General features: G+C 47.6%; 24 protein-coding genes. 13 read left to right on the top strand and 11 right to left on the bottom strand.

The genetic code is table 11. The features are described 5' to 3' along the window. Position 1: 1 nt before the first annotated feature. From leuC to leuA, 3 genes are read right to left on the bottom strand one after another with little or no spacing between them, the layout of a single operon-like run. On the bottom strand, positions 2–1,411 hold the full coding sequence (gene leuC / locus JYB87_RS01610) for a 3-isopropylmalate dehydratase large subunit (RefSeq protein ID WP_207355186.1): 1,410 nt from the start codon (positions 1,409–1,411) through the stop codon (positions 2–4). Next, complete coding sequence (gene leuB / locus JYB87_RS01605; RefSeq protein WP_207355185.1) at positions 1,411–2,505, bottom strand: 3-isopropylmalate dehydrogenase; 1,095 nt, start codon at positions 2,503–2,505, stop codon at positions 1,411–1,413. The genes leuC and leuB overlap by 1 nt, the downstream gene beginning before the upstream one ends. Further along, positions 2,502–4,070: a 2-isopropylmalate synthase gene (gene leuA, locus JYB87_RS01600; RefSeq protein WP_207355184.1), complete on the bottom strand. Its 1,569-nt coding sequence runs from the start codon at positions 4,068–4,070 to the stop codon at positions 2,502–2,504. Before leuA ends, leuB begins: the two co-directional genes overlap by 4 nt. Before the next feature lie 484 nt (positions 4,071–4,554). Between leuA and JYB87_RS01595 the strand changes: the two genes are divergently transcribed. Next, on the top strand, positions 4,555–6,306 hold the full coding sequence (locus JYB87_RS01595; protein ID WP_207355183.1) for a hypothetical protein: 1,752 nt from the start codon (positions 4,555–4,557) through the stop codon (positions 6,304–6,306). Here JYB87_RS01595 and recQ read toward each other — a convergent pair. Beyond that, positions 6,288–8,078, bottom strand: coding sequence for a DNA helicase RecQ (gene recQ, locus JYB87_RS01590; protein ID WP_228729982.1), 1,791 nt, complete (start codon positions 8,076–8,078; stop codon positions 6,288–6,290). The genes JYB87_RS01595 and recQ overlap by 19 nt on opposite strands. A 261-nt stretch (positions 8,079–8,339) precedes the next feature. Here recQ and rarD point away from each other — a divergent pair, with 261 nt between their 5' ends. Continuing rightward, entirely contained in the window at positions 8,340–9,230 is an 891-nt protein-coding gene (gene rarD, locus JYB87_RS01585; protein WP_207355181.1) for an EamA family transporter RarD, read from the top strand. On the opposite strand, the gene JYB87_RS01580 is transcribed toward rarD, so the two are convergent. The 5 genes from JYB87_RS01580 to radC all read right to left on the bottom strand — a co-directional run bounded on the left by JYB87_RS01580 (position 9,201) and on the right by radC (position 12,600). Then, positions 9,201–9,737, bottom strand: coding sequence for a PH domain-containing protein (locus JYB87_RS01580; protein WP_207355180.1), 537 nt, complete (start codon positions 9,735–9,737; stop codon positions 9,201–9,203). The two genes, rarD and JYB87_RS01580, sit on opposite strands and share 30 nt — an antisense overlap. 82 nt (positions 9,738–9,819) lie before the next feature. Beyond that, positions 9,820–11,136 carry an amino-acid N-acetyltransferase gene (gene argA / locus JYB87_RS01575; RefSeq protein WP_207355179.1) on the bottom strand — a complete coding sequence of 439 codons (1,317 nt, stop codon included), beginning with the start codon at positions 11,134–11,136 and terminating at the stop codon, positions 9,820–9,822. Positions 11,137–11,383: 247 nt separating this feature from the next. Beyond that, positions 11,384–11,557, bottom strand: coding sequence for a 50S ribosomal protein L33 (gene rpmG / locus JYB87_RS01570; RefSeq protein ID WP_006079871.1), 174 nt, complete (start codon positions 11,555–11,557; stop codon positions 11,384–11,386). 6 nt (positions 11,558–11,563) lie between these two features. After that, positions 11,564–11,800 (bottom strand): 50S ribosomal protein L28, encoded by a 237-nt coding sequence (gene rpmB, locus JYB87_RS01565; protein ID WP_028769274.1) that lies wholly within the window; start codon positions 11,798–11,800, stop codon positions 11,564–11,566. A 122-nt stretch (positions 11,801–11,922) separates the two neighbouring features. Further along, positions 11,923–12,600, bottom strand: a complete 678-nt coding sequence (radC, locus tag JYB87_RS01560) for a RadC family protein (protein WP_207355178.1) — start codon at positions 12,598–12,600, stop codon at positions 11,923–11,925. A 136-nt stretch (positions 12,601–12,736) separates the two neighbouring features. Between radC and coaBC the strand changes: the two genes are divergently transcribed. From coaBC to folE, 5 genes are all read left to right on the top strand, one after another. After that, on the top strand, positions 12,737–13,951 hold the full coding sequence (gene coaBC, locus JYB87_RS01555; RefSeq protein WP_207355177.1) for a bifunctional phosphopantothenoylcysteine decarboxylase/phosphopantothenate--cysteine ligase CoaBC: 1,215 nt from the start codon (positions 12,737–12,739) through the stop codon (positions 13,949–13,951). Further along, complete coding sequence (gene dut / locus JYB87_RS01550; RefSeq protein WP_207355176.1) at positions 13,935–14,396, top strand: dUTP diphosphatase; 462 nt, start codon at positions 13,935–13,937, stop codon at positions 14,394–14,396. The genes coaBC and dut overlap by 17 nt, the downstream gene beginning before the upstream one ends. A 17-nt stretch (positions 14,397–14,413) precedes the next feature. Next, the gene (gene slmA, locus JYB87_RS01545) at positions 14,414–15,007 is read left to right on the top strand and encodes a nucleoid occlusion factor SlmA (protein ID WP_207355175.1); all 594 of its coding nucleotides are present in this window, start codon (positions 14,414–14,416) and stop codon (positions 15,005–15,007) included. Positions 15,008–15,214: 207 nt separating this feature from the next. Continuing rightward, positions 15,215–17,170 carry an alpha/beta hydrolase family protein gene (locus JYB87_RS01540; protein WP_207355174.1) on the top strand — a complete coding sequence of 652 codons (1,956 nt, stop codon included), beginning with the start codon at positions 15,215–15,217 and terminating at the stop codon, positions 17,168–17,170. Between the two features lie 162 nt (positions 17,171–17,332). Further along, positions 17,333–17,983, top strand: a complete 651-nt coding sequence (folE, locus tag JYB87_RS01535; protein WP_207355173.1) for a GTP cyclohydrolase I FolE — start codon at positions 17,333–17,335, stop codon at positions 17,981–17,983. Between the two features lie 70 nt (positions 17,984–18,053). Here folE and pyrE read toward each other — a convergent pair whose 3' ends face one another. Together pyrE and rph are read right to left on the bottom strand one after the other, a co-directional pair. Beyond that, on the bottom strand, positions 18,054–18,695 hold the full coding sequence (gene pyrE / locus JYB87_RS01530) for an orotate phosphoribosyltransferase (RefSeq protein ID WP_207355172.1): 642 nt from the start codon (positions 18,693–18,695) through the stop codon (positions 18,054–18,056). Between the two features lie 27 nt (positions 18,696–18,722). Continuing rightward, entirely contained in the window at positions 18,723–19,436 is a 714-nt protein-coding gene (gene rph, locus JYB87_RS01525; protein ID WP_207355171.1) for a ribonuclease PH, read from the bottom strand. A 144-nt stretch (positions 19,437–19,580) separates the two neighbouring features. Between rph and JYB87_RS01520 the strand changes: the two genes are divergently transcribed. From JYB87_RS01520 to JYB87_RS01495, 6 genes are all read left to right on the top strand, one after another. Next, complete coding sequence (locus JYB87_RS01520; protein WP_207355170.1) at positions 19,581–20,444, top strand: YicC/YloC family endoribonuclease; 864 nt, start codon at positions 19,581–19,583, stop codon at positions 20,442–20,444. Positions 20,445–20,638: 194 nt separating this feature from the next. Then, on the top strand, positions 20,639–21,859 hold the full coding sequence (locus JYB87_RS01515) for a tyrosine-type recombinase/integrase (RefSeq protein WP_207355169.1): 1,221 nt from the start codon (positions 20,639–20,641) through the stop codon (positions 21,857–21,859). A 16-nt stretch (positions 21,860–21,875) separates the two neighbouring features. Next, positions 21,876–22,691 carry a hypothetical protein gene (locus tag JYB87_RS01510; RefSeq protein WP_207355168.1) on the top strand — a complete coding sequence of 272 codons (816 nt, stop codon included), beginning with the start codon at positions 21,876–21,878 and terminating at the stop codon, positions 22,689–22,691. Positions 22,692–22,841: 150 nt separating this feature from the next. Further along, the gene (locus JYB87_RS01505; protein ID WP_207355167.1) at positions 22,842–23,069 is read left to right on the top strand and encodes a helix-turn-helix transcriptional regulator; all 228 of its coding nucleotides are present in this window, start codon (positions 22,842–22,844) and stop codon (positions 23,067–23,069) included. Beyond that, entirely contained in the window at positions 23,062–23,271 is a 210-nt protein-coding gene (locus JYB87_RS01500) for a helix-turn-helix transcriptional regulator (RefSeq protein WP_207355166.1), read from the top strand. The genes JYB87_RS01505 and JYB87_RS01500 overlap by 8 nt, the downstream gene beginning before the upstream one ends. 217 nt (positions 23,272–23,488) lie before the next feature. After that, entirely contained in the window at positions 23,489–24,412 is a 924-nt protein-coding gene (locus JYB87_RS01495; RefSeq protein WP_207355165.1) for a YagK/YfjJ domain-containing protein, read from the top strand. Positions 24,413–24,518: the final 106 nt, after the last annotated feature.

Genomic DNA, 24,518 nt, shown 5'->3' with positions numbered 1-24,518 from the left:
GTTACTTCTCCTCTGCTGGCTGACGAATGTCAACGAAGTGACCAGCAATTGCCGCAGCGGCCGCCATTGCTGGGCTGACCAAATGGGTGCGGCTACCGCGGCCTTGGCGACCTTCGAAGTTACGGTTGCTGGTCGATGCGCAGCGATCGCCCGGTTCCAAACGGTCATCGTTCATTGCCAAACACATAGAGCAGCCCGGCAAACGCCATTCAAAACCGGCTTCTGTGAACAGCTTATCCAAACCTTCCGCTTCTGCTTGAGCTTTTACTTGGCCAGAACCCGGCACCACAATTGCGCTTACAGTCGAAGCCACTTTGCGGCCTTGAATCTGCGCCGCAGCACTGCGCAGATCTTCAATGCGCGAGTTAGTGCATGAGCCGATAAACACCTTGTTGATGGCCACATCGGTCATCAGCACGCCTGGCTCTAAGCCGATATATTGCAGCGCTTTTTCCATACTGCCTTTGGTCACCGGATCGGTTTCATCGGCAGGATTCGGCACCGGCTTATCAATCGCCACTACTTGGCCGGGGTTGGTGCCCCAAGTCAGTTGTGGTGCAATATCTTTCGCTTCCAACGTCACAGTGGCATCAAACACCGCATCATCATCAGTTTTCAGCGCTGACCAATCGGCTACCGCTTGCTCCCAATCGCTGGCTTTCGGCGCAAAAGTACGGCCTTTTAGGTATTCAAAGGTGGTGGCATCTGGCGCGACCATCCCGGCTTTAGCACCCATTTCGATGGCCATGTTGCACAAGGTCATGCGACCTTCCATCGACAGGTTGCGAATCGCTTCACCGCAGAATTCCACCACATAGCCAGTACCGCCATCCATGCCGATTTTACCGATAATCGCCAGCACGATGTCTTTGGCAGTAATGCCGTCTTGTACGCTGCCGCGCACTTCAATCTTCATAGTTTTGGCTTTCAGTTGACGCAAGGTTTGGGTTGCCAGTACGTGCTCAACTTCTGAGGTACCGATACCAAATGCCAGCGCGCCGAACGCACCGTGGGTGGCAGTGTGCGAGTCACCACAGACAATCACAGTGCCCGGCAGCGTGATGCCGAGCTCGGGGCCCATCACGTGCACAATCCCTTGATTAGGATGGTGAATATCGTACAAGCGCACACCAAAGTCTTGGCAGTTTTGCTGTAAGGTTTCCACCTGCGTGCGCGCCATCGGGCTTAGCGCATCTAAGCTGGCACTCTTGGTGGAGGTGTTGTGATCCATGGTGGCGAAGGTTTTTTCTGGCGCACGCAGTTTACGTCCCGCCATCTTCAAACCACTAAATGCTTGTGGCGAAGTCACTTCATGCACTAAGTGACGATCGACATAGATAATTGGTGCTTCGCCCGCTGGCTCGGCCACGATGTGGGCGTCCCACACCTTTTCATATAAGGTCTTGCCCATTACACACCTTCCCGAATTGCTTGTGCTATGAAATCACCCATCTCTTTGGTTGATTTCGCATTGTGGCGCTGATCAGCGGCCAGCAATTCACCGGTCAGATAACCTTCAGATAATGCTTTACCCACCGCGCGTTCAATCGCACATGCAGCTTCTTCTTGTTGCAGACTAAAGCGCAACATCAGTGCTGCTGACAGAATTTGCGCTACCGGGTTAGCAATCCCTTTACCGGCGATATCTGGCGCGCTGCCACCAGCCGGTTCAAACAAACCAAAACCGCTGCCATTAACTGAGGCGGATGACAACAAACCCATTGAACCGGTCAACATGGCAATTTCGTCTGACAGAATGTCACCAAACAGGTTTGAACACAGCACGACGTCAAAATCGAACGGGCGACGCAGCAACTGCATGGTGGCGTTGTCGATGTACATATGTTCCAGCTCAACGTCTGGATAATCTTTGGCAACCTCTTCAACAACTTCACGCCATAGCACTGAGCAAGCCAGCACGTTAGCTTTATCGATTGAGGTCACTTTTTTGCGGCGGCCTTGCGCGGTTTCAAAGGCGATTTTAGCTATACGGCGGATCTCTTTGCGGCTATAGCGCATGGTATCGAACGCTTCTTCCGCTTCACCTTCGCCTTGGCGACCTTTCGGCTTACCAAAGTAGATGCCACCGGTCAGTTCACGCACACACACCACATCAAACCCTTGCGAGGATATGTCAGCGCGCAGCGGCGATAAACCTTCTAAACCCGCGTGCAACTTGGCTGGGCGCAGGTTACAAAACAGTTCAAAGTGACCGCGCAGTGGCAGCAGTGCGCCACGCTCAGGTTGTTCATCTGGTGGCAAATGAGTCCATTTTGGGCCGCCAACGGAACCAAATAAAATTGCGTCAGCAGCTTCACAGCCTTGCAGCGTCTCTGCTGGCAGCGGACAACCATGGTTATCAATGGCCGCACCGCCTACATCATATTCGCTATAGCTGATTTCCAAGCCAAAGCGTTGTTCAACTTCTGCCAGCACTTTACGCGCTTCAACCATCACTTCTGGACCAATGCCATCACCGGCCAGAACCGCTACCTTGTAACTCATACTCCCCCCAAATCCTTTTTTTCCAATTTTTTCTGTTTTTGGTCCGCCACAAAGTCAGCGCGATGAACCAAGTTCATAACATAAATCAACGCATTTGCAGATGCTTCAACCACATCTGTCGCTAGACCAACCCCGTGGAAATTCTGCCCACGATATTTGGCGGTAATATCTACTTGGCCCAGCGCATTTTGGCCTTCGCCTTTCGCGCCCAGTTTGTAGCTGACAATATTGACCTGTTCACCACTCGCTGCAGCAATGGCGTTATAGGCGGCGTCAACGGGGCCATTACCTTTGGCTTCAGTGGTCACCGTGTTGCCACCGATGTTCAAACTTAAGGTTGCGGTCGCGCCGCCAACAATCGAGTCCGATTGGATCTTCAACTGCTCCAACTTATAGTGTGGTTCACGGTCAGATTTACCTTCCATAAACACCAGCGCTTCCAAGTCATAATCGAACACTTGGCCTTTCTTGTCGGCCAACTTCAAGAAGCTGTCATACAGTTGATCCAGTGAGTAATCGCTTTCGCTGTAGCCCATCTCTTGCATGCGATGCTTGATCACATGACGGCCAGAGCGCGATGTCATGTTCAGGTGGTTACGGTTTAAACCGATACTTTCTGGGGTCATGATTTCGTAGGTGTTTTTCGCCTTCAACATACCGTCTTGGTGAATACCAGAGGAGTGAGTAAAGGCATTGCCACCTACAATCGCTTTGTTGGATTGCACGGGCATATTACAAATCTGGCTTACCAATTGAGAGGTACGATAAATCTCTTTGGTATTGATATTGGTTTCTACACCCATCACATCTTTACGGGTCGACAGGATCATCGCGACTTCTTCCAGAGAACAGTTACCTGCACGCTCGCCGATACCGTTGACGGTACATTCGATCTGACGCGCACCATGCTGCACCGCGGTAATCGAGTTAGCGACCGACAAACCTAAGTCGTCATGGCAGTGTACTGAGATCACCGCTTGGTCGATATTCGGTACGCGGTTAAACAGCGTTTGAATGATGCCACCGAATTCGTTTGGCACGGTGTAGCCCACAGTGTCAGGAATGTTAATAGTGCGCGCACCCGCAGCAATTGCCGCTTCAACCATACGACAAAGATTATCAATCGGCGTACGGCCAGCATCTTCACAAGAAAATTCCACATCGTCAGTAAAGCGACGGGCATACTTCACCGCGGCGACCGCCATCTCTAACACTTGGTCAAATGAACGCTTCAGCTTGCTCTCAACATGGATGCTAGAGGTTGAGATAAAGGTATGAATACGGAACTGCTCAGCCACCGACAACGCTTGTGCTGCGGCATCGATATCTTTCTCCAACGCCCGCGACAAGGCACACACGCGTGAATTTTTAATGGTGCGCGCAATGGTTTGCACCGATTCGAAATCACCAGGAGATGAAACTGGGAAACCCACTTCCATGATGTCTACGCCCAGACGTTCGAGCGCCAGAGCGATTTGTAACTTGTCTTTTACCGACAAACTCGCGGCCAGCGCTTGTTCACCATCACGCAGCGTGGTATCGAAAATAAATACTTTATCAGACATCTGGATTCTCCGTAGGGGTCCACTTTCACTTTATTAATATTTCGGTAACAAAAAACCCCGCGATTTTGGGCGCGGGGTTTTGAGTTGTACTTGCTGTCTGGCAAACAGCCTTAACTCCTCCGCGCAGCACCTGCGAGAGTAAGGAGGAGGAGAGAAAGAGTTACGTTAGTTTGCATGCCAATCAGCCAATATTCTTACAGGATTTTCGCGGTGACCGTGGATCACCGAAATCAAAGTGGTTCAATAAATAACCGTGATAATCGTCACTGTCAACATCAATTTGCTATAAATCGTCAAATCTTCCATTTTTGTTGCACATTACCGACCCAAGACAATAAAACTTTGCGAATTACTGATTATATTGCATATCAATCAATTGTAATAAATGCCGCATTCGTCAATGTTTAACCAACAACTTTTGCAGAAAAAAACGATATAATCTGACGGTTGTTTCGTCATGATACTCATGCCCTACGGAGATTAAATGGACTTTCGCAGTTGGATCCTGAGCCTGTTTCTCTGCAGCTTGGCAGTGGTGGCTCATGCCGATGATATGGATAATCTTGCGCTGCAGATTTATCAATTCCCCACCGAAGCCGCCAGTAAAATCGCCCAATTGGAGCAACAAGGCGTTCAATCAACATCAGCACAATTACGGCTACAGCTGCTCAAATGTCAGTTGATGATTCAACTAGGAGAGCAGCAAACAGCCATAACTATTGCCCATAACGGCCAAGCCACCGCTAAGCAAGCCAAGTTAGATATTGCTGTGCCACATTTTGACCTCTGTGAAGCAGAAGCATATCAAAGCCTCGATCACCTCAAACAAGCATTGCCACTCCTTGACACGACTGCGTTGTACGCTAAGCGTCATAGTGATTATCAGTTATTGTTTTCCGTATTACGTCTTAGAGGCCAAACCGAAAATGAGTTAAGCAACTTCGCGGCGGCAATCGAAGATCTCAGGTTAGCACTCGACATTTATGACGATGTAAGCAAACAAGAGCCAACTTGGCTAACACCACCATTGTCTTATGTATATGCCGATATGGCGTCGGTGTTACAGGCAACCGGGGATTATCAACAAGCAGATTATTACCTGAATTTGGCGCTAGATGATCCCAGTGCGAAAGGCAAAATCAAGCATGTGCTTTATTTAATGCAATCTCGTGTTTCTATCGACCAAGCAAACTACGAACTCGGGCAAGACCAATTAGAAAAAGCAATCGACACGCTACATTTAGTCCAATCTGAAGTAGAAAGAGCGCCCTCTTACGGCCAAATCGCAGCAATCTACCTCCTGTTAGATAATCAACAAAAGGCAGACTACTACTGCCAACTAGCAGCAGACATTTACGACAAGCTAGATATTAGCACTGGAAAGATGGGGATTAGTCGATTAGCCGCCAGAATAAAGATGAAACAAGGTAAGCTTGATGAGGCACTGGTGTACCTAAGTGCTTCGCTCGCTTTATCTGGATCATTAGCACAGCCTTTTGATGATGCCGCGTCTGAGCAACTCAAATCTACAATTCTGTATCAGCAAGGAAAGCTAGACGATGCATATCAATCACTGCAGCAGGCCATAACCTCTTTACAACTTGCACAAGAAGAGCTTAATAACACCCAATTCATGCAGTACAAGGCCAAGTTGAGTTTACAAGAGCAGCAACAGTCGCTGGCGCAGCAGCAGATTAAAGCAACCACTAGTGACAGTGCCCAGAAACTCAAGCGGGCTTACATCATAGTTTATGCACTGCTGTTAATTTTGCTGGTAACTATTTTCTGGATTATCAGCCGCTATAAGAATTGGTATCCGAAACACAATAAAGCGACGACAGATGACAGTGATCAGTGGGTTGAAGCCATGATTGAAACGGCGAAAACAGCAGGCTATCCATTAAGTTTGCTTATCGTAAACATCAATCATATTAAGCAGATAGATTTGCCTGTATTGATTGAAGAAGCGACCCATAGACTCAGAGAACAAGACAAGATTATTCGCCATTCTGTAGATGAGTTATTGGTGTTGTTGCCGCACACATCCGCAGAAGGTGCAAGCCGAGTCGTACGTCAATTAGAGCCGGTATTGCACATGTTTAGCGTTCAACCCGCGCTTATCGGTCTGGCAGAGATGAAACAACCTGACAATCTGCAATCACTGATTAAACGCGCGAGCGTCAATCAGCTCTCGCGTACTCGTGAGCGTGGCACACCTCAAGCGTCCGTTAAATAGTCACCAATTTCATCAATAAAGCGCTGGCCAAAGCGCGCCCATTTACGCTCGCCAACGCCACTCACGGCTAACATCTCAATTTCAGTGGTTGGCATAGTAGCGGCCATTTCAGCCAGCGTTGCATCGTTGAACACAAGGTACGGCGGCACATCGTACTCTTCGGCAATACTGCGACGTAAGGTTTTTAGACGGGCGAATAGTCGGCGATCATAGTTCAGCGGCGCACGATGATGACTCGATTTAGCCCCCATTGGCTTATGGGTCAGATGCGATAAGGTTAACCGTGGCTCTGCCAACATCAACGCCACTTCACCGCGTAACACAGGGCGAGCCGGTTCGGTTAACCGTAAACTAGACCCGCGTGAGATATCTTGGTTGATCAAGCCAAGGTGGATCAATTGCCGCGTCACACTCAACCAATACTCGGCGCTTTTATCCTTGCCTAAGCCCCATGTGGATAGTTTATCGTGGCCACGTTCAGTGAGCGGTGCTGAACGTCCACCACGCAGCACTTCAATCACGTAATTCAAACCAAACTTTTGCTGCAAACGGTAGATACAAGACAATACCTTCTGCGCATCTTCGGTACCGTTGTAACGTTTCGGCGGGTCAAGGCAGATATCACAGTTACCACAAGGCGCTGCGGCTTCACCAAAGTAGTGTAATAGTACTTGGCGGCGGCAGGTTTGGGCTTCAGCAAACGCCACCATGGTATTGAGCTTATGCAACTCAACCTGCTGCTGAGGGCCAGGCTCACTTTGCTCAATCAGATGACGCACCCGCGAAATATCTGCAGGGTCAAACAGCATTAACGCTTCCGATGGCATGCCATCGCGACCGGCTCGCCCCGTTTCTTGGTAATACGCTTCAATACTTTTCGGCAGGTCGTAATGCACCACAAAGCGGACATTGGATTTATTAATCCCCATACCAAATGCCACTGTGGCAACCACGATCTCGAGCTGCTCTTTCAAAAACCGGTCCTGCACACTGGCTCGCTCGTCGGTACTCATGCCAGCGTGATAAGCTTCGGCATGTATGCCCTGCAGTCGCAATCGCTCCGCAACCTCATCCACGCGGCGGCGGCTGCCACAGTAAACAATCCCTGCAGCGCCCTGCTGCGTTTTTACAAACTGCCGTAACTGATTGGGCGCATTAAGCTTTTCCGCGACAGTGTAACGGATATTGGGGCGGTCAAAACTGGAAAGTAACGTAAAGGGTTGAATGTTAAGACGCTGACAAATATCAAGCCGGGTCGCTTCATCCGCGGTTGCGGTTAGTGCCGCGATAGGGATATGCGGAAACAGCTGTTTCAATCGCCCTAATTGAGCGTATTCGGGGCGAAAATCATGACCCCACTGACTAATACAATGTGCTTCATCCACCGCAATCATCGACAACGGCAGATGATGTAATCGCTCAAGAAAATCCTGACTCATCAAGCGCTCAGGGGCGATATACAGCAGCTTAATCTCACCTTGATGAATGCCACGCAGCGTCTGAGTTTGCTGCTCACGAGTTAACGATGAGTTGAGAAACGCAGCATTAACGCCCATCTGCGTGAGTGCATCGACCTGATCTTTCATCAAGGAGATGAGCGGTGAGACCACAATCGTCAGCCCAGGCAACAGCAGCGCCGGAAGTTGATAACACAAACTCTTGCCACCGCCAGTGGGCATGATAATCAGGCAATCTTGGCCACACAGCAGTTGTTCAATCACCTGCTGCTGACCTTGGCGGAATTCTCGATAACCAAACACCTGGCGCAACATAGCATCCGTCGCAGAGACATCGGCTATTAGCGTTGAGGTAGGTGAATTTTCGAGACTAGATTCCATTAACACAGCACAACAACTTGGGGAGCGGCCATTGTACTTAACCGCTGCGCATTAAGCATCCGTAAAATATCGGTCAAGCAAATTGAATTATCTGCAAATCCAATAAGCTGCTGATGTGTAAATATTATCTTTTGCTTGAATAAGCGTCAGTTAGCCCGCACAATCGTCACCCCTCACTAAGATCACACTGTTAACATGGCCGATTCAGAATATCGCAAAGGCATCATTCTCGCGCTTAGCGCCTATATTATTTGGGGCTTCGCACCGCTTTACTTCAAACTTATCAGTGCCGTAGCGCCGCTACAAATCTTGGTACATCGCATCGTCTGGTCTTTTGTGTTGATGGGCGTGTTAATTGTGGTGATGGGCGGTTATGGCCGAGTGCGCCAGGTACTCAAGAATCCGAAGCAACTTATGGTGCTAACCACCACTTCACTTTTGGTCGCTGCCAATTGGCTACTGTTTATTTGGGCAGTGAATAATGACCATCTACTCGACGCCAGCCTAGGTTATTTTATTAACCCGCTGCTCAACGTGGTATTGGGGTTGCTGTTTCTATCGGAACGTTTAACTAAATTTCAATGGGTTGCGGTAGCATTAGCGACCACGGGGGTTGCGATTCAGTTAATCTCGTTTGGCTCAATTCCCGTAGTCTCACTGGCATTAGCAGGGACGTTCGGGGTTTACGCCTTGCTGAGAAAGAAAGTCAATATTGATGCCATGACCGGGCTGGTGGTTGAAACGGCAATTTTACTGCCCCCTGCGTTACTGGTGATGTGGTTCGCGGATGGCGAGCAGGCGTCACATATCCTTACCAACGGTTGGCAACTTAATCTGTTGTTGATGGCAGCGGGCGTCATCACGACGATTCCATTACTCTGTTTTGCAGGTGCTGCCGTGCGTATTCCACTGAGCACGCTAGGCTTTTTCCAATATGTTGGGCCTAGCATTATGTTTATCATGGCGGTGGCGGTATTCCACGAACCGTTTGACATGGAAAAGAGCGTCACCTTTGGCTTTATCTGGAGTGCGCTCTTAGTATTCACCTTCGATATGCTACGACGTCGACGCCGCACTATCGCGTAACTGCCGCAGTAGCGCCGTGGCCTCAGGTGAACTTAGTAATAAGCTAAAGCCCAGTTTCGTTGGAATATAAAGTACGCGCTGCGGGTCGGATACAGCCACCAGCGCCTTACCATCCTGCTTTAATTGAAACCAGCCCAACTGGTAGCCGGGCAGGCCTACACCATTGGTGCGCCATGATAATGCTGGCGCATCATCACTGTTCATATCGACCACTTTCGCAGCATTTAACTCCAAATCGCTGAGGGCAATATTGCGGCCATAGAGCGGTAAATGCAGCTGCAGTTTTTGCTGTGCTATGTCCACTGAGGCGTTGTTTGCCTGCCAATACATCCAGCCAAAGAAGCCCACAGACGCAATCACTAATCCGACAGATACCGACATTGCCATGGCTGGCATTGGCTTACGGTAAACGAACCACATGATGACAATTAAAAAGACAATTAGCCCAGCAAAACTCCAGTGTGCTGACGGGGACAGCGGTGCTAATAGCGAAGTTTGATGTTCCATATCCATATTCCTCATAGCGAACATGGATAAAGTATGAGCGCGGTTGACATAATATGTCAACCGCGCTTTGGGAAAATATCTGTTACAGATCTAACGCGAGGATTTTTGAACGGCGTTGATAGTTGTAGAGCTGCTTTTTCTTGGTCGGCAGTGCATCCACATCCACCATTTGGAAACCATGCTCTAAGAACCAGTGAATGCTGCGTGTGGTCAAGGCAAACAGGCGTGAATAGCCACGCACTTTGGCTTGGTTAACAATGTTTTTCAGCAGCAAACTACCACGATCCATATCGCGATACTCTGGATGAACTACTAGGCAGGCGAATTCACCGGCGTTGTCTTCTTCAAACGGATACAGCGCCGCGCAACCGATCACCAGCGCATCACGCTCGATAATCATAAATTGCTCGATCTCCATCTCCAGCTGTTCACGCGAACGGCGCACCAAAATCCCCTGCTCTTCCAGTGGGCGAATCAGGTTGATGATACCGCCGATATCGGAGATCGAAGCGCGACGTAATCGTTCAGCACTTTCAGTCACAATCTGCGTGCCGATACCGTCACGGGTAAACAACTCTTGCAGCAGCGCGCCATCTTCTTGATAGCTCACCAAGTGACAACGTGGCACACCAGCACGACAAGCATCAATCGCCGCTTTCAAAAACGCCAAGGTGCCGCGATCAGTCTCTTGTTCAGCCAGCGAACTCAACATCCGCTGTGCATCGTTTGGCATCAACTCGGCAATCACATTACCGCTTTCATCATGCACACCATGATTAGCACTAAACCCGATGACCTTATCAGCTTTGAGTTTGATGGCAACTTGCGTTGCAACCTCTTCGGCCGTCAGGTTTAAACTTTCACCCGTCACGGATGCCGCAATCGGCCCCATCAGAATGATGCTGTTCTTTTCCAACTGCTGCTTCAGCCCTTGGGTGTCGATACGACGCACCTTACCTGACAGGCAAAAATCGATACCGTCTTCCACCCCAAGCGGTTGTGCAATCACAAAATTGCCACTAACCACGTTAATTTGTGCGCCTTGCATCGGGGTATTAGAAAGATTCATCGACAACCGCGCAGTGATATCAAACTGCAGCGCGCCGGCCACTTGTTTAATCACTTTTAGGCTACTTTCGTCAGTGATACGCACCCCGTTGTGGTACGCAGGCTCAATGGCATTGGCTTCTAACGCCGCATCAATTTGCGGGCGAGCACCATAGACCAGCACCACTTTGATGCCGAGGCTGTGTAACAGAGAAATATCGTTAACGATTGAACGAAAGTTACCATCCTCAATCGCTTCACCGCCCAACATGACGACGAATGTTTTGCCGCGATGGGCATTTAGATAAGGAGCTGAGTGACGAAAACCGTCAACCAATTCTGTGGTACGCACCGTTAGATTCACCTTCTAGCAGAGATCGGCACGTTTACGGACGACGGCCGATTAAACAGGCGCAATGCTAATGCATTTTCATTCACTACAAAAGCATTTATTTTCACTTTTGCGAGTAATTCCAACACAGTTAGCGGTTAAATGTTACCGAATAATAGCGTTAGTTTGCGACTAATAGATGAAAAAGCCAATAAAAAAGCCTCTGTAAAAACAGAGGCTCTTCAGAATCCAAAGGTAATCGGGTCGATTACTTGATTTTGGCTTCTTTGTAGATAACGTGCTGACGAATTACTGGATCAAATTTTTTGATTTCCATTTTCTCAGGCATGTTACGTTTGTTCTTTTCGGTAGTGTAGAAGTGACCAGTTTTGGCAGTAGATACCAGTTTGATCTTCTCACGATTGCCTTTAGCTTTAGCCATTTTCTATTACACCTTCTCGCCACGGGCACGAAGTTCAGCAACAACTACTTCGATACCTTTCTTGTCGATAATGCGCATACCCTTAGTAGAAACGCGCAGTTGTACGAAACGCTTTTCGTCTTCCAACCAGAAACGGTGGTTTTGCAGGTTAGGCAAGAAACGACGACGAGTTGCGTTTTTCGCGTGCGAACGGTTGTTACCAACCATAGGACGCTTGCCAGTAACTTGGCATACTCTAGACATGTCAATCTTCTCCAAAAACAGTTTTAACGCTCGAGCATTAATGTACCCCGATATGGCCGTCGCCCGAGGCACAAAGAGGGCGCATGTTATACAGGATAATTGAAGAAAGATCAAGCTATCGATCAATTCAACCATCCGCGTTCGGCAAAGGAGACGATCTCTAAATCCCCTACAACCATGTGATCCAACAGGGGAACATCAATGGTGGCCAGCGCACATTTTAATCGCTCAGTTATTCTTCTATCCGCCATGCTGGGCTCTGCCACACCCGATGGATGGTTGTGACAAATAATTACGGCACCAGCCTGTTTTTCCAAAGCAAGGCGGACAACTTCTCGCGGATACACTGATGCGGCATCAAGCGTCCCACGAAATAATTCTACGAACTGAATCACCCTGTGCTGACTGTCCAGCAATAACATTGCAAACACTTCATATGCACGGTCTCCCAATTGTCTCATTAAATAGTCACGAGTTAAATCAGGATTTGTCAAAACAGTGCCTCTTTGTAGCTTTTCTCGTGACACTCTGCGCGAAATTTCAGCAGCTGACTGCAATTGAGCGAACTTCACCGGTCCTAAACCGGGAATTCGACTGATTTGCTGTAACGGTGCAGAGAGGATTTGACGCAATGAACCAAACTCTGCCAACAGTGCGCGGCCCAGTTCAACCGCATTTTGCCCTGGCAGACCATTGCGTAACAGCACAGCGATGAGCTCAGCATCGCTCAGTACCTCGGCGCCATCGCGTAACAGTTTTTCTCGCGGCCCCTCGCCGCTTGGCCAATCTTTAATTCCCATCGGCGACTCCTTTCGCGTTATGAATATTTTTTCCAAGCCGATCAAGTATGGCTGATAATTTGCGAGTTGCAGACTGCCCAGCGCTCAGCGCTTTGTGTTAAGGTTTAGCATTATTTCCTCGTTCAATTTATGTGCTATGAGTCTGAACAATAAAAAAATACTGGTTGGTATTGGCGGTGGGATTGCGGCCTATAAATGCGCCGAGTTGGTCAGACGTCTAAAAGACAAGGGCGCTGAGGTGCGGGTAGTAATGACGCAAAGTGCCAAAGAGTTTATTACGCCGCTTACACTGCAAGCCGTGTCAGGCCATCCGGTCGCCAGTGAATTGCTCGACCCGGCGGCAGAAGCGGGTATGAGCCATATTGAACTAGGGCGTTGGGCGGATCTGTTTATTGTGGCGCCTGCGACCGCGAACGTGATTGCACGAGTGCGTGCCGGCATGGCAGATGAACTGCTGACAACGCTGGCTCTGGCAACTACTGCACCAATGGCAATCTGCCCAGCCATGAATCAACAGATGTATCTCAACACCGCGACACAAGAGAACCTAAGCGTACTCAAGCAACGCGGCGTGCAGATTTGGGGTCCAGCCAGCGGCAGCCAAGCCTGCGGTGAAGTCGGCCCAGGCCGTATGTTGCAACCCGATGAAATCGTCGAGTTAGCCGAGCAGTTTTTTGAAGCACCTATCTTGGCAGGTAAGAAACTACTACTGACCGCCGGTCCGACCCGCGAAGCGCTCGATCCGGTACGCTATATCTCCAACCATAGCTCAGGCAAAATGGGCTTTGCCATTGCCAGTGCCGCTGCGGCGATGGGCGCCGAAGTCATCCTTGTCAGTGGCCCAGTGAACCTTGCCACGCCTGCTGACGTCACCCGCATCGACGTGGAATCGGCACAGCAGATGTTTGATGTGGTAATGCAGCATATCAATCAGCAAGATATCTTTATCGGTTGTGCCGCCGTGGCGGATTACCGAGCCGCAACCGCCGCCGAGCAGAAGCTGAAAAAGATCTCAGCAGAGCAAACACTGCAGCTGACCTTAGTACAAAACCCCGATATTCTCGCCAGCGTTGCAGCGCTTGACGTGCGGCCGTTTACCGTCGGTTTTGCCGCTGAAACCGAAAATGTTGAGCAGTATGCCAAACAAAAAATGGCACGTAAAAATCTCGACATGATTGCCGCAAATGATGTGTCAAAGCAAGGACTTGGCTTTAACTCAGACAGTAATGCCTTGAAAGTATTTACACATTCACACTGTGAAGAATTGCCAGCAACCGATAAACTATCGCTCGCAAAACAACTATTAAAACTTATCGCTGACAAGATAAACGACCATGAAAACTCCAATTGAAGTCAAAATTCTCGACCAACGTATCGGTAACGAGTTTCCATTGCCAGCCTATGCCACCAGCGGCAGCGCAGGTATGGATTTACGCGCCATGATTGACGCTGAATCAATGACGGTTGCACCGGGGCAAACCATTCTAATTCCTACAGGTATTGCCATTCACGTAGCCGATCCTGCGCTGGCGGCGGTGATTTTGCCGCGTTCAGGTTTAGGCCATAAAAACGGCATAGTGCTGGGTAACTTGGTCGGTTTAATCGACTCTGATTACCAAGGTCCACTGATGGTCTCTTGCTGGAACCGCAGCAGTGAACCCTTCACGCTCAGTGCGGGTGATCGTCTAGCCCAGCTGGTGTTTGTACCTGTCGTCCAAGCCCAATTTAACGTGGTAGAAGAATTCAATTCCAGTGAGCGTGGTGAAGGTGGTTTTGGCCATTCCGGCACTCGCTAATCAGGTGTAAAAGCAGTATGGCCACCAAAGAAAAATTTAATCGGCGCGAGCACATTTTACAGTGTCTAGCGCAGATGCTGGAAACCAATCCTGGGCAACGGATAACAACGGCCAAACTGGCCTCGGAAGTTGGCGTGTCAGAAGCAGCGCTCTATCGCCACTTCCCCAGCAAAACCCGCATGTATGAAGGGCTCATCGAATTTATTGAAGAGTCGTTGCTATCGCGGATTAATCTCATCATGGCGGAAGAAAAAGACACCATGCGTCGCTGCCATTTGATGCTGCATCTGCTGCTGGTATTTGCTGAGAAAAACCCGGGAATATCGCGGTTGCTTAATGGCGACGCACTGCTCGGCGAGCATGAAAGACTGAGAGATCGCATTAATCAACTGTTTGCCAAAGTTGAAACGCACTTAAAGCAAATTCTGCGGGAAAAGACCCTGCGCGAAGGGCAAAAATTTAATATCGACGAATCGATTCTTGCCAATATGTTGCTGGCGATTGCCGAAGGCCGCATCACCCAATTTGTGCGCAGCGAGTTCAAGTTAAAGCCTACCTACCACTTTGAAGAGCAGTGGCAGTTTATTCAAAAGCAACTACTGCAAAGCTAAGCCCCTCTGAAGAGCATATTATCTTGTATGCTCTTTTCTCTATATACGCATAGTGATCTATCCGTATCGCTGAGCCATCATCAAATTCATACATCCTAATTTAGATTTAATCTGTAAAGCAGAACTTCGTCCATGTAATACTTCTTGAGTTCTTGTTTCATTTACGTTAAAAAACCGTCTTCTTTATTCTAAAAACAAGGACGTACAATGAGATTTAACCTGCTCGTTCCGGTTTTGTTTTCTCTCCTTTCAAGCTCTGCATTAGCGTTAACTTCTGCTGAACTTTACAGCAAAGGGGCCAAGTTTTCTCAGCTCAAAATTTCGCCAAACGGCGAGTTTATCAGTGTAAAGCTGAAAGATGATGATGGTCGCCAAAAGCTGCTGATCTTAGAAACTGAAACGCTAAAAATGAGTCATGCTGTTTCATTTGGTGGCAATAAGCAGGTTGGGGACTACGAGTGGGTTAACGATGAACGAATAGTGTTGGCGAAAGAATACCTTAAGGGATGGAGTGATCACCCGCTCTATTACGGTGAATTAATGGCCGTTAACGCTGATGGTAGTAAACCTTTGTATTTAGTAGGTTACGAAGCTAATGGCGGCGTCAATGCCGGAAGTCGTATCCAAAAAGGTGCAGAACCCCTTCGCGCTACGGCGTGGATTCTTGATCCTCTGGTTAACGATGATAAAAAAATGCTTATTCATGCGCTACCTTGGGGGGGTGGAAATAATCTAGACACCGAGCGCCTGCAACAAGTTTATTCGGTCGATGTTTATCGAGGAAAGCGCAAACAGCTATTTACTACCCCCATAGCAATGCCTGAGTTTTTGGTCGATGATGAAGGCGAAGTAAGATTCATTGGTGGCTTAGATCGCCACGATGATAAACAAATATTTGTCAAAAAAGATGATAAATGGGTCAACCTTGAAACCATAGGCTTAGGCGGTTACACCCCCATTTCACTCACCAACGATCCCAATGTGATATATGCAGCCGGGACAGAGCATGGAGAACCGACATCAGTTTTTAAGCTGGATATTAAAACTGGTGAACGGCAACTCGTGGTAAATGACCCGATAGTAGATCCTCTCGCTTTTTGGGTTAACCCACACACTAAGTCACTCTACGCTGTAGAATTTGAAAAGGGTTATCCAAACTACGCTTTCGTCAATATTGATGATGAGAACACTAAGTTGCTGAAAGATTTATTAGCAGCGCTTCCTGGATATCAAGTGCGAATTGCCAGTGAGACACGTGATAGCAATAAGAAAATAATTTTCGCTTTTAATGACCGAACACCAGGCAAATATTTCCTGTTCAATACCCAGAATAATCAGTTACGTTTGCTGCTTGACGTGATGGAAGGTATTAACCCTGATCTCATGGCTGAGGTAAAGCCTATGCCAGTGACAGTACGTGATGGAAAGGAGATTCAAACGTATCTAACACTGCCTAACGATAAAAAGGCTGAAAAACTCCCCTTGGTGGTCAATCCTCACGGAGGCCCTCATGGCCCAAGAGATTACTGGGAATTCGACCCGCAGAATCAATTCTTAGCCTCACAAGGCTATGCAGTGCTGCAAGTGAATTACCGCGGTTCAGGTGGATTTGGCTTGGCATTTGAACATGCCGGCTATAAAAAATGGGGCAGTGACATTCAATATGACATTATTGATGCGACACAATCCCTCATAGACCAAGGTATCGTCGATAAAGACAAAATCTGTATTGTTGGAACTAGTTTTGGCGGTTATTCGGCGCTTATGAGCGCTGAATTAGCGCCTGATATGTTTAAGTGTGCGGTTGGCATAGCCGGAGTTTACAACCTTCCTATGATGTTTAATGAAGGCGACGTTCAAGATACAGACTATGGGACATCCTATCTTAAGAAAGTACTTGGCGAAGATCCTCAGACACTACTGTCAATGTCACCAACCCAAAACGTTGGAAAGCTAAAAGCTGAACTTTTTTTGGTGCACGGTGGTAATGATGAACGCGCGCCGATTGAGCAGCTATATGCGTTAGAGGACGCATTAAAGAAAATAGATTATCCCTATCAGGAGTTGATCATGGATGACGAAGGCCATGGGTTTTATGACACGAAGCATCGCGCAATCTTGTATCAAAAAATGGCAGATTTTTTGAAAAAACACCTTAACTAAGTGCCGATGATTACAGAAATAACCGCCGTTACTGGCGGTTATTTTTTAGCTTTATATGTGAATTTGCCCCAAATCGCGCTATCCTTGCGCACCCAAGTTATACTGTGACTACAGTCACAATGCTCGTTGCGTAGTCCGGAGCCGTCAGCCGGAGGAGTCGATATGTCATTAAGTGAAGCCGCGATTACCGTTCGTTCAGCCCTTGAAGCAAAAGGGTTAGAAACCCCGATGGTGCCATGTGAATTAACTGCTGAAGAACGTAAGCTGAAAATTGAGCAACATTTTACTGAAATCATGCAGTTAATGTCGCTAGATCTGTCGGATGATAGTCTGGCAGAAACCCCAAAGCGCATCGCCAAGATGTATGTCGATGAGATTTTCTCCGGCCTCGATTATGCCAACTTCCCGAAAATCACTGTCATTGAAAACAAGATGGGCGTTGATGAGATGGTACGGGTGCAAGATATCAGCCTCACCAGCACTTGTGAGCATCATTTGGTGACCATTGATGGCATGGCAACTGTGGCCTATTTGCCACGTAAAAACATTATTGGCTTGTCGAAAATCAACCGTATCGTGCGCTTCTTTGCTCAACGGCCGCAGGTACAGGAACGCTTAACCCAACAGGTGTTAGTGGCGTTACAAGCCTTACTAGAAACCAAAGATGTGGCAGTAAAAATCGATGCGGTTCACTACTGCGTTAAATCCCGTGGCGTGATGGATTCAACCAGTTCAACCACCACGACCGCCTTGGGTGGGATTTTTAAGTCAAACCCAGCCACTCGTGCAGAGTTTCTTAATCAGCACCGCTAATCGACTGCAAAAGACCCGCAAAAAAAAGCCTGACATAGTCAGGCTTTTCAATTTCTATCACTGAGCGAGATTAGATGCCGTACTGCTCCCGATAACCTTTTACCGCCGCAAGTTCAGCATCTTTACCTGCTGTTTGTTCAAGATAGGCAATCAAATCTGCCAGCTTGATAATCGACACTACTTGGCAACCGAAGTCGCGCTCAACTTCTTGAATCGCAGACAATTCAGCCTTGCCTTTCTCTTGTCGGTCGAGCGCAATCAACACACCGGCTAACGACGCACCCGCTTGCTGAATGATATCCATCGATTCGCGGATCGCCGTACCTGCAGTGATCACATCATCCACCAACATGATGCGGCCTTTCAGCTCACTGCCCACCAAAGTACCACCTTCACCGTGATCTTTTTTCTCTTTACGGTTAAAGCAGTATGGCGTGTCGATACCGTGATGATCGGCTAACGCAACCGCAGTTGTTGTGGCGATTGGGATGCCTTTATAAGCAGGGCCAAACAACACATCATACTGAATGCCTGCATCAACCAATGCCGAGGCATAGAAACGGCCTAAACGTGCTAAATCGCGGCCAGTGTTGAACAAGCCAGCGTTAAAAAAATAAGGGCTCTTGCGGCCAGATTTCAGGGTAAATTCGCCAAAACGCAACACGTTACGTTCAAGAGCAAATTCAATAAATTCACGTTGGTAAGCTTTCACTTTCGCTCCAAAATTCTACTTAGCGGATTAACTTAAGGCGGCTTTTTGTACGTCGATAATTTCGCGAATGCCATGCTTGGCCAGCTCTAGCATCGCCAGCAACTCTTCATGGCTAAACGGCTCACCTTCAGCAGTGCCCTGCACTTCAATCAGCTTACCGGTTTCGGTCATCACCACGTTCATATCGGTTTCAGCGGCGCTATCTTCGACATATTCCAGATCAGCAATCGGCTCACCTTCGTAAACACCCACGCTAACCGCAGCAATCAAAAACTTCAGTGGATTAGCTTTAATAATGCCTTTCGCACGCGCCCAATTCAGCGCATCAGCCAAGGCCACACAAGCACCGGTAATCGATGCGGTACGCGTACCACCGTCGGCTTGAATCACATCACAGTCGATCACGATGGTGTTTTCGCCCAACAACTTCATATCTACCGCAGCACGCAGCGCACGCCCAATCAAACGTTGGATCTCTTGGGTACGGCCCGATTGCTTACCACGCGCAGCTTCACGATCCATCCGGCTATGGGTAGAACGTGGCAACATGCCATATTCAGCAGTCACCCAACCTTGCCCCTGTCCTTTCAAAAAGCGCGGTACGCCTTCGGTAAAACTAGCTGTACAAAGCACTTTGGTGTCACCAAACTCCACCAAGACAGAACCTTCTGCGTGGGCAGTGTACTGACGAGTGATAGTAACAGGACGGATTTGAGCAGGAGCTCGATTACTGGGGCGCATGGTGACTTCCTTCATTTCAAAATTTAGCGTGTATTATAGGGGTTGAACGAGGCAAGTGCTATGCCAGTGACTATCTTGCTTTAATCACTGCCACTGCAGGTTTATAATCTGAGATTAACTATTTGCCAGTAACAGGAATTACCTATGATCCATAGCATGACCGCTTATGCCCGCATCGAACACAAAGCCGACTGGGGCACAGCATCCTGGGAACTGCGCTCAGTCAATCAACGTTACCTCGAAACCTATTTCCGCTTGCCTGAACAGTTACGCTTTCTTGAGCCAACACTGCGTGAAACACTGCGTAAGCGCCTAAATCGCGGCAAAGTCGAAGTGAATCTGCGCTATGACCTCGCCAACGCCAGCCAAAGTGAGCTGACCATTAATCAAGACTTAGCCCATCAACTGCTCAAAGCAGCCCAGTGGGTGAAAGATGAAGCCCGCGAAGGTCATCTGAATATCATTGATGTACTGCGTTGGCCGGGCGTTGTTGCGGGTGCCGAGCAAGATATGGAAGCCATTGGCAACGAGATGTTGACCGCCTTCAACCAAGCCTTGGATCAGTTTCTTGAAGCCCGTAGCCGCGAAGGTGCAGCAATCACCGAAATGCTCACGACTCGCCTAGATGCGGTGGAAGCCCAAATCGCCATCGTGCGTGAACACATGCCAAAAGTGATTGAATGGCAACGTGAAAAACTGACCTCTCGCTTGGCAGATATTCAAGGTGAACTCGACCCATTACGTATTGAACAAGAGATGGTATTGCAAGCACAAAAGCTTGATGTTGCGGAAGAGATGGACCGCTTAGAAACTCATGTAAAAGAAGCCCGCCGCATTTTGAAAAAAGGTGGTGCAGAAGGCCGTCGCCTCGACTTTATGATGCAAGAGTTCAACCGCGAATCGAACACCTTAGCCTCGAAATCGATCTCTAACGAGATCACCGCCGCCGCGGTAGAACTTAAAGTTATCATCGAACAGATGCGCGAGCAGATCCAAAACGTCGAGTGATGTTTTCTGGCGTTCACCCAAGTTCTAAAAACCACCACAAACCCTCGATTTAAGAGGGTTTTTTATTTACCACTGTTTATAGTTGTTCATGACTGTTAAGATAAAAGTGGTTACTAAAACGGTTACTAGACTCTTTAGTAACCATAAAAACACCTCAAAAACTCAAAATTAGTAACCACTTTAATCATAACCATATGAATGACAAACAAATTAGAGCACTGATAAAGTCTGGTGAGATAGTTAGGAAACCCGTCGGGGATGGGCTTTATATCCGTATACAGACGGCAGGGAAAGCGTCTTGGGAAGTGCGCTATACCATTCATGGCAAACGCAAGTTCTATGCACTCGGCCAATACCCACAAGTGAGCCTCGCGGATGCAAAACTCGAAGCGCTGCGTGTGAAGGTTGAAGCGAAAAACGGCATTGACCCACAGGTAGAAAAACAGAAAAACCAGCGCGCGCCGATCAACACCATCAACGAGTTGTTTGAAGACTGGTATCAAGATCTCGCCAAGCGGCTCAAGTACCCAAATATTCCCAAGCGCATTTACGAGAAAGAGATTAAGCCGCTCATTGGTAAGTATCCGATTGAAGATGTGAGCGCGAGAGATATCAGGGACATTATTCAGAAAGTCCAGCAAAGTGACCGCCCAACCACCGCTAACGATACTTTGATGTACTGCAAGCAGCTATTCAACCATGCCTGCAAACTCGACCTAGCTAGAAGTAACCCTGCAAGCCCGTTTAATGTAAGTGATGCTGGTGGCATTGAGAAAAGCCGAGAACGCGCATTGAGCCGTGAAGAAATCGCCAAGCTGTTTACTATCCTGCGCGCTAATCCTGCGGCTTTTACCCGTGACAACTATCTCGCAGTCGCGCTGTTGCTCGCACTTGGTGTGCGTAAAAACGAATTGATTGCGGCGAAATGGGAAGAGTTCGACTTTGAAAAGCAGCTTTGGCAATTGTCCACCAGCCGTAGCAAAACAGGTGCAGCGATTACTATTCCTCTGGCTGACGCTATTATTCCTTGGTTAGCAGAGCTTAAACAACGGGCCTTTGGTTCTGAGTATCTATTCCCTACCCGTAAAGCTGGTGGCAAGCGGCCACATATATCCGCCGATACCTTAAATCATGCGCTATCTAAGTTATTTGGTAAGCCACTTAATGGCGGCACGCGTGACTATCAAAATGCGTTCGAAGAAACAGGTATCGAACATTTCACCATCCACGATTTACGCCGCAGCTTTCGCAGTTTACTCGCTGAGCTTGGTGTTCCCGGCCATGTAGCCGAACGCTGCCTAAACCACAAATTAAAAGGAGTCGAAGGGATCTATGACCGCTACGACTACCTTGATGAGCGCCGCGACGCGCACAACCTTGTCGCAAATCTTTTAGAGCCAATAGTTAACTTTTAAACTTGGAGATATCGTTTTGTTTCCTAAAAAAACAATTACAGAGCAGCGTGAACAGATACTGAAAACTATCATTCCAGAACTGTTACCCACCAAACTCAAAGCGCTTGGAATTAATCCTCCAAAAGCAGAGCAGAATCTTTTATGGTTAATTGAAAATCAAAATTCCAATTTTGAGTTTTTGGATGGTGTACAAGGTCGTTTTTCCAAGATCTATAAAGCTGGAGTACAGAAGCAAGTTGATTTTCAAGGGCAAGAGTTCAACACAGAAGCAAATGAAGCGGAATACAACCTTGAAATAAGCAAACAATTGCTTGAGCACCTTCTGCTGCACAAGCAACTGGATGTCGAAACCCTTAGTAAGCTAGCCACTGCGCTGTATCTAGCTGGCTACTATTCCGGGGCTCACGATTACAAGACTAATACTGAAAAATATACCGATGACGGGTTTATAGCAACAGTGATACATCCTCAAAAAGCAGGGAAAGCTAAGTCCCGAAAAACTATACAAGTAAAATCGTTATGTATGCTGATTGATGAAGAGTTAACCAATGAACTCACCGATGTCTACTATTCTGACGAAGTATTATTCAATTCGTTAGCTGAAGTTCTTAGAGACTTCGCTCTCGCTAAAAACCATTCTGCGACCATAGAGCAGCTAAAAGGCTTTACCAATCGATACCCAGAGTATTCCACGATTAAATTTTGGTTTAATGACCGGCCTGATAGAAGTAAACGTTCAAAAACTAATCACGATAAAGTGACAAAGAATCGCTTAGTAGAAGAGATTAAGAAAAGATTCCCTCATTCTAGGATTAAAAAACTAATTTCATGAATTGAATAAATTCAGTTAGTTATATCAAAAAAACAGTCAGTGTTCAGTGCACACTGACTTACTAATCAATCTCAAGTCCGTAAAAATCGCTCCCATCAAACGAGGCCGAACAGCCTCAAATAACCTCAACTAAAAAGACGGGAGTAATTTATGAGTTCAAATACTAAAACCACACAAGACCGTATTGTGCGTGAACCTGAACGTAAGCAGCTCACTGCTATCGGACGCACAACAGCTTGGCAGCTAGAACGTCGAGGACTGTTCCCGAAACGTCGACACCTATATCCGCATAGTGCAGCTATGGGTTGGCTGTTATCAGAACTCAATGAGTGGATAGCCTCCCGCAAACCAGTGAATGGAGGTGCAGTTCATGACTAATAAAGCGCCCAACTATTACGAGATGTATATCGAGGATAATCGACTGGTGAGAAAGCCAGAGATCGAGCATTTATTAGGAATTAAGCGAACAACACTATGGCGTAGGATAAAGAACGGCAAGTTCCCTAAACCAACTTTAACTCAAAGCGGTCGTTCCTATTGGCGCTTTGCAGATATTCATGAATTTTTAGTTAAACGGTAGAGAAATCACTTTGGTAAAAAGCAGGCTAAGTCCTGCTTTTTTTATAGCGGCGACTGCAACACATTGAAACACGTCAGAAACGAAAACATGTCTCTCCGCAATAGCATAAACGCATATAAACCAAGGGATAGCGCCCTAAAACAGACTCAACCAGCAGCGGATATTAAATGATATACCCGCGCAACACCACCGAATAAGCAAGCATCTGGTTCTAACAATGGAAAAAAACAATAAGCGCAAATCATCTAACAAGAGATTCTGCATAAATAACCACAATCACACACTCTATGCATACAAAGATCATTGTTATGAAGTCTACCGACCTAAGAACAAAGGCTTAATCAACAAAGTCGTCAAAGCAATCATTGCTGACTACGAGATCATGCTAAGTCACTACAGTCGTGTCTTTGTGGCAAGAATAGATCTTCACCCTAAGTCATTCTCACCAACTAACGAGGCAATTACTCAGTTCTTAGACCAGCAGGTTAAAAAGTTGCGTAAACAATATGGCTGTAAAGTCATTTATCACTGCGCTCGAGAACAAGAAACCTCATCTCGCGAGCACTATCACGTGGAACTAATGCTGAGCGGACACAAAATTCGCCATGCGCACAAACTACTATCACAGCTTGGAATTGCATGGAATCGACACTCTGGCGGGCATGCCGCACAAGTTCACAATCCATTTTGTCTAGTGTATCGCGGTAACAAATCATCTCTAAGGCCTGCAATTTATCGTTCTAGTTACCTCGCAAAAGAGCACTCCAAAGAAAGAAATGGCACAGTCAAAAGCTTTATCAGCAATAAATATCCACCAGCAGCCCACTTCGACCACCGTAACGATCTCATGCTGGTAGCACCAGATATCACCTACATGAAGCGCAAAAAGAAAATCGATTTTATGAACCTAAATGAAAATGCCCGAACGGCAATTACCAGCAAACGTCACTCCAGCCCACATTGCTGGTTTGAAACCTTAGCTCATGAACTGCAATTCAAAGAGTGTCTGGCATCAAGGACCAACGAGCTCTTAACTCAACCGAATAATGCCTCGTTGTATCTATCTAGAGATCACTCCAAATATGCAGATCACTCAGTGGCAGCCCATGAACCGAAAAATGGATCTCTCAAGATAAGCTGAAGTGATCACCTCATAACGAAAATAACGCCTTGAAAATTAGTGGCTATTCATAGACTGAACAAATGCGAACCCAACCGTTCAGCGCTTACGCCGGGGTTCTTATTCG

It is taken from the genome of Shewanella avicenniae (assembly GCF_017354945.1).
Classification (GTDB): domain Bacteria; phylum Pseudomonadota; class Gammaproteobacteria; order Enterobacterales; family Shewanellaceae; genus Shewanella; species Shewanella avicenniae.
This window is presented reverse-complemented; position numbering and strand designations above follow the sequence as displayed.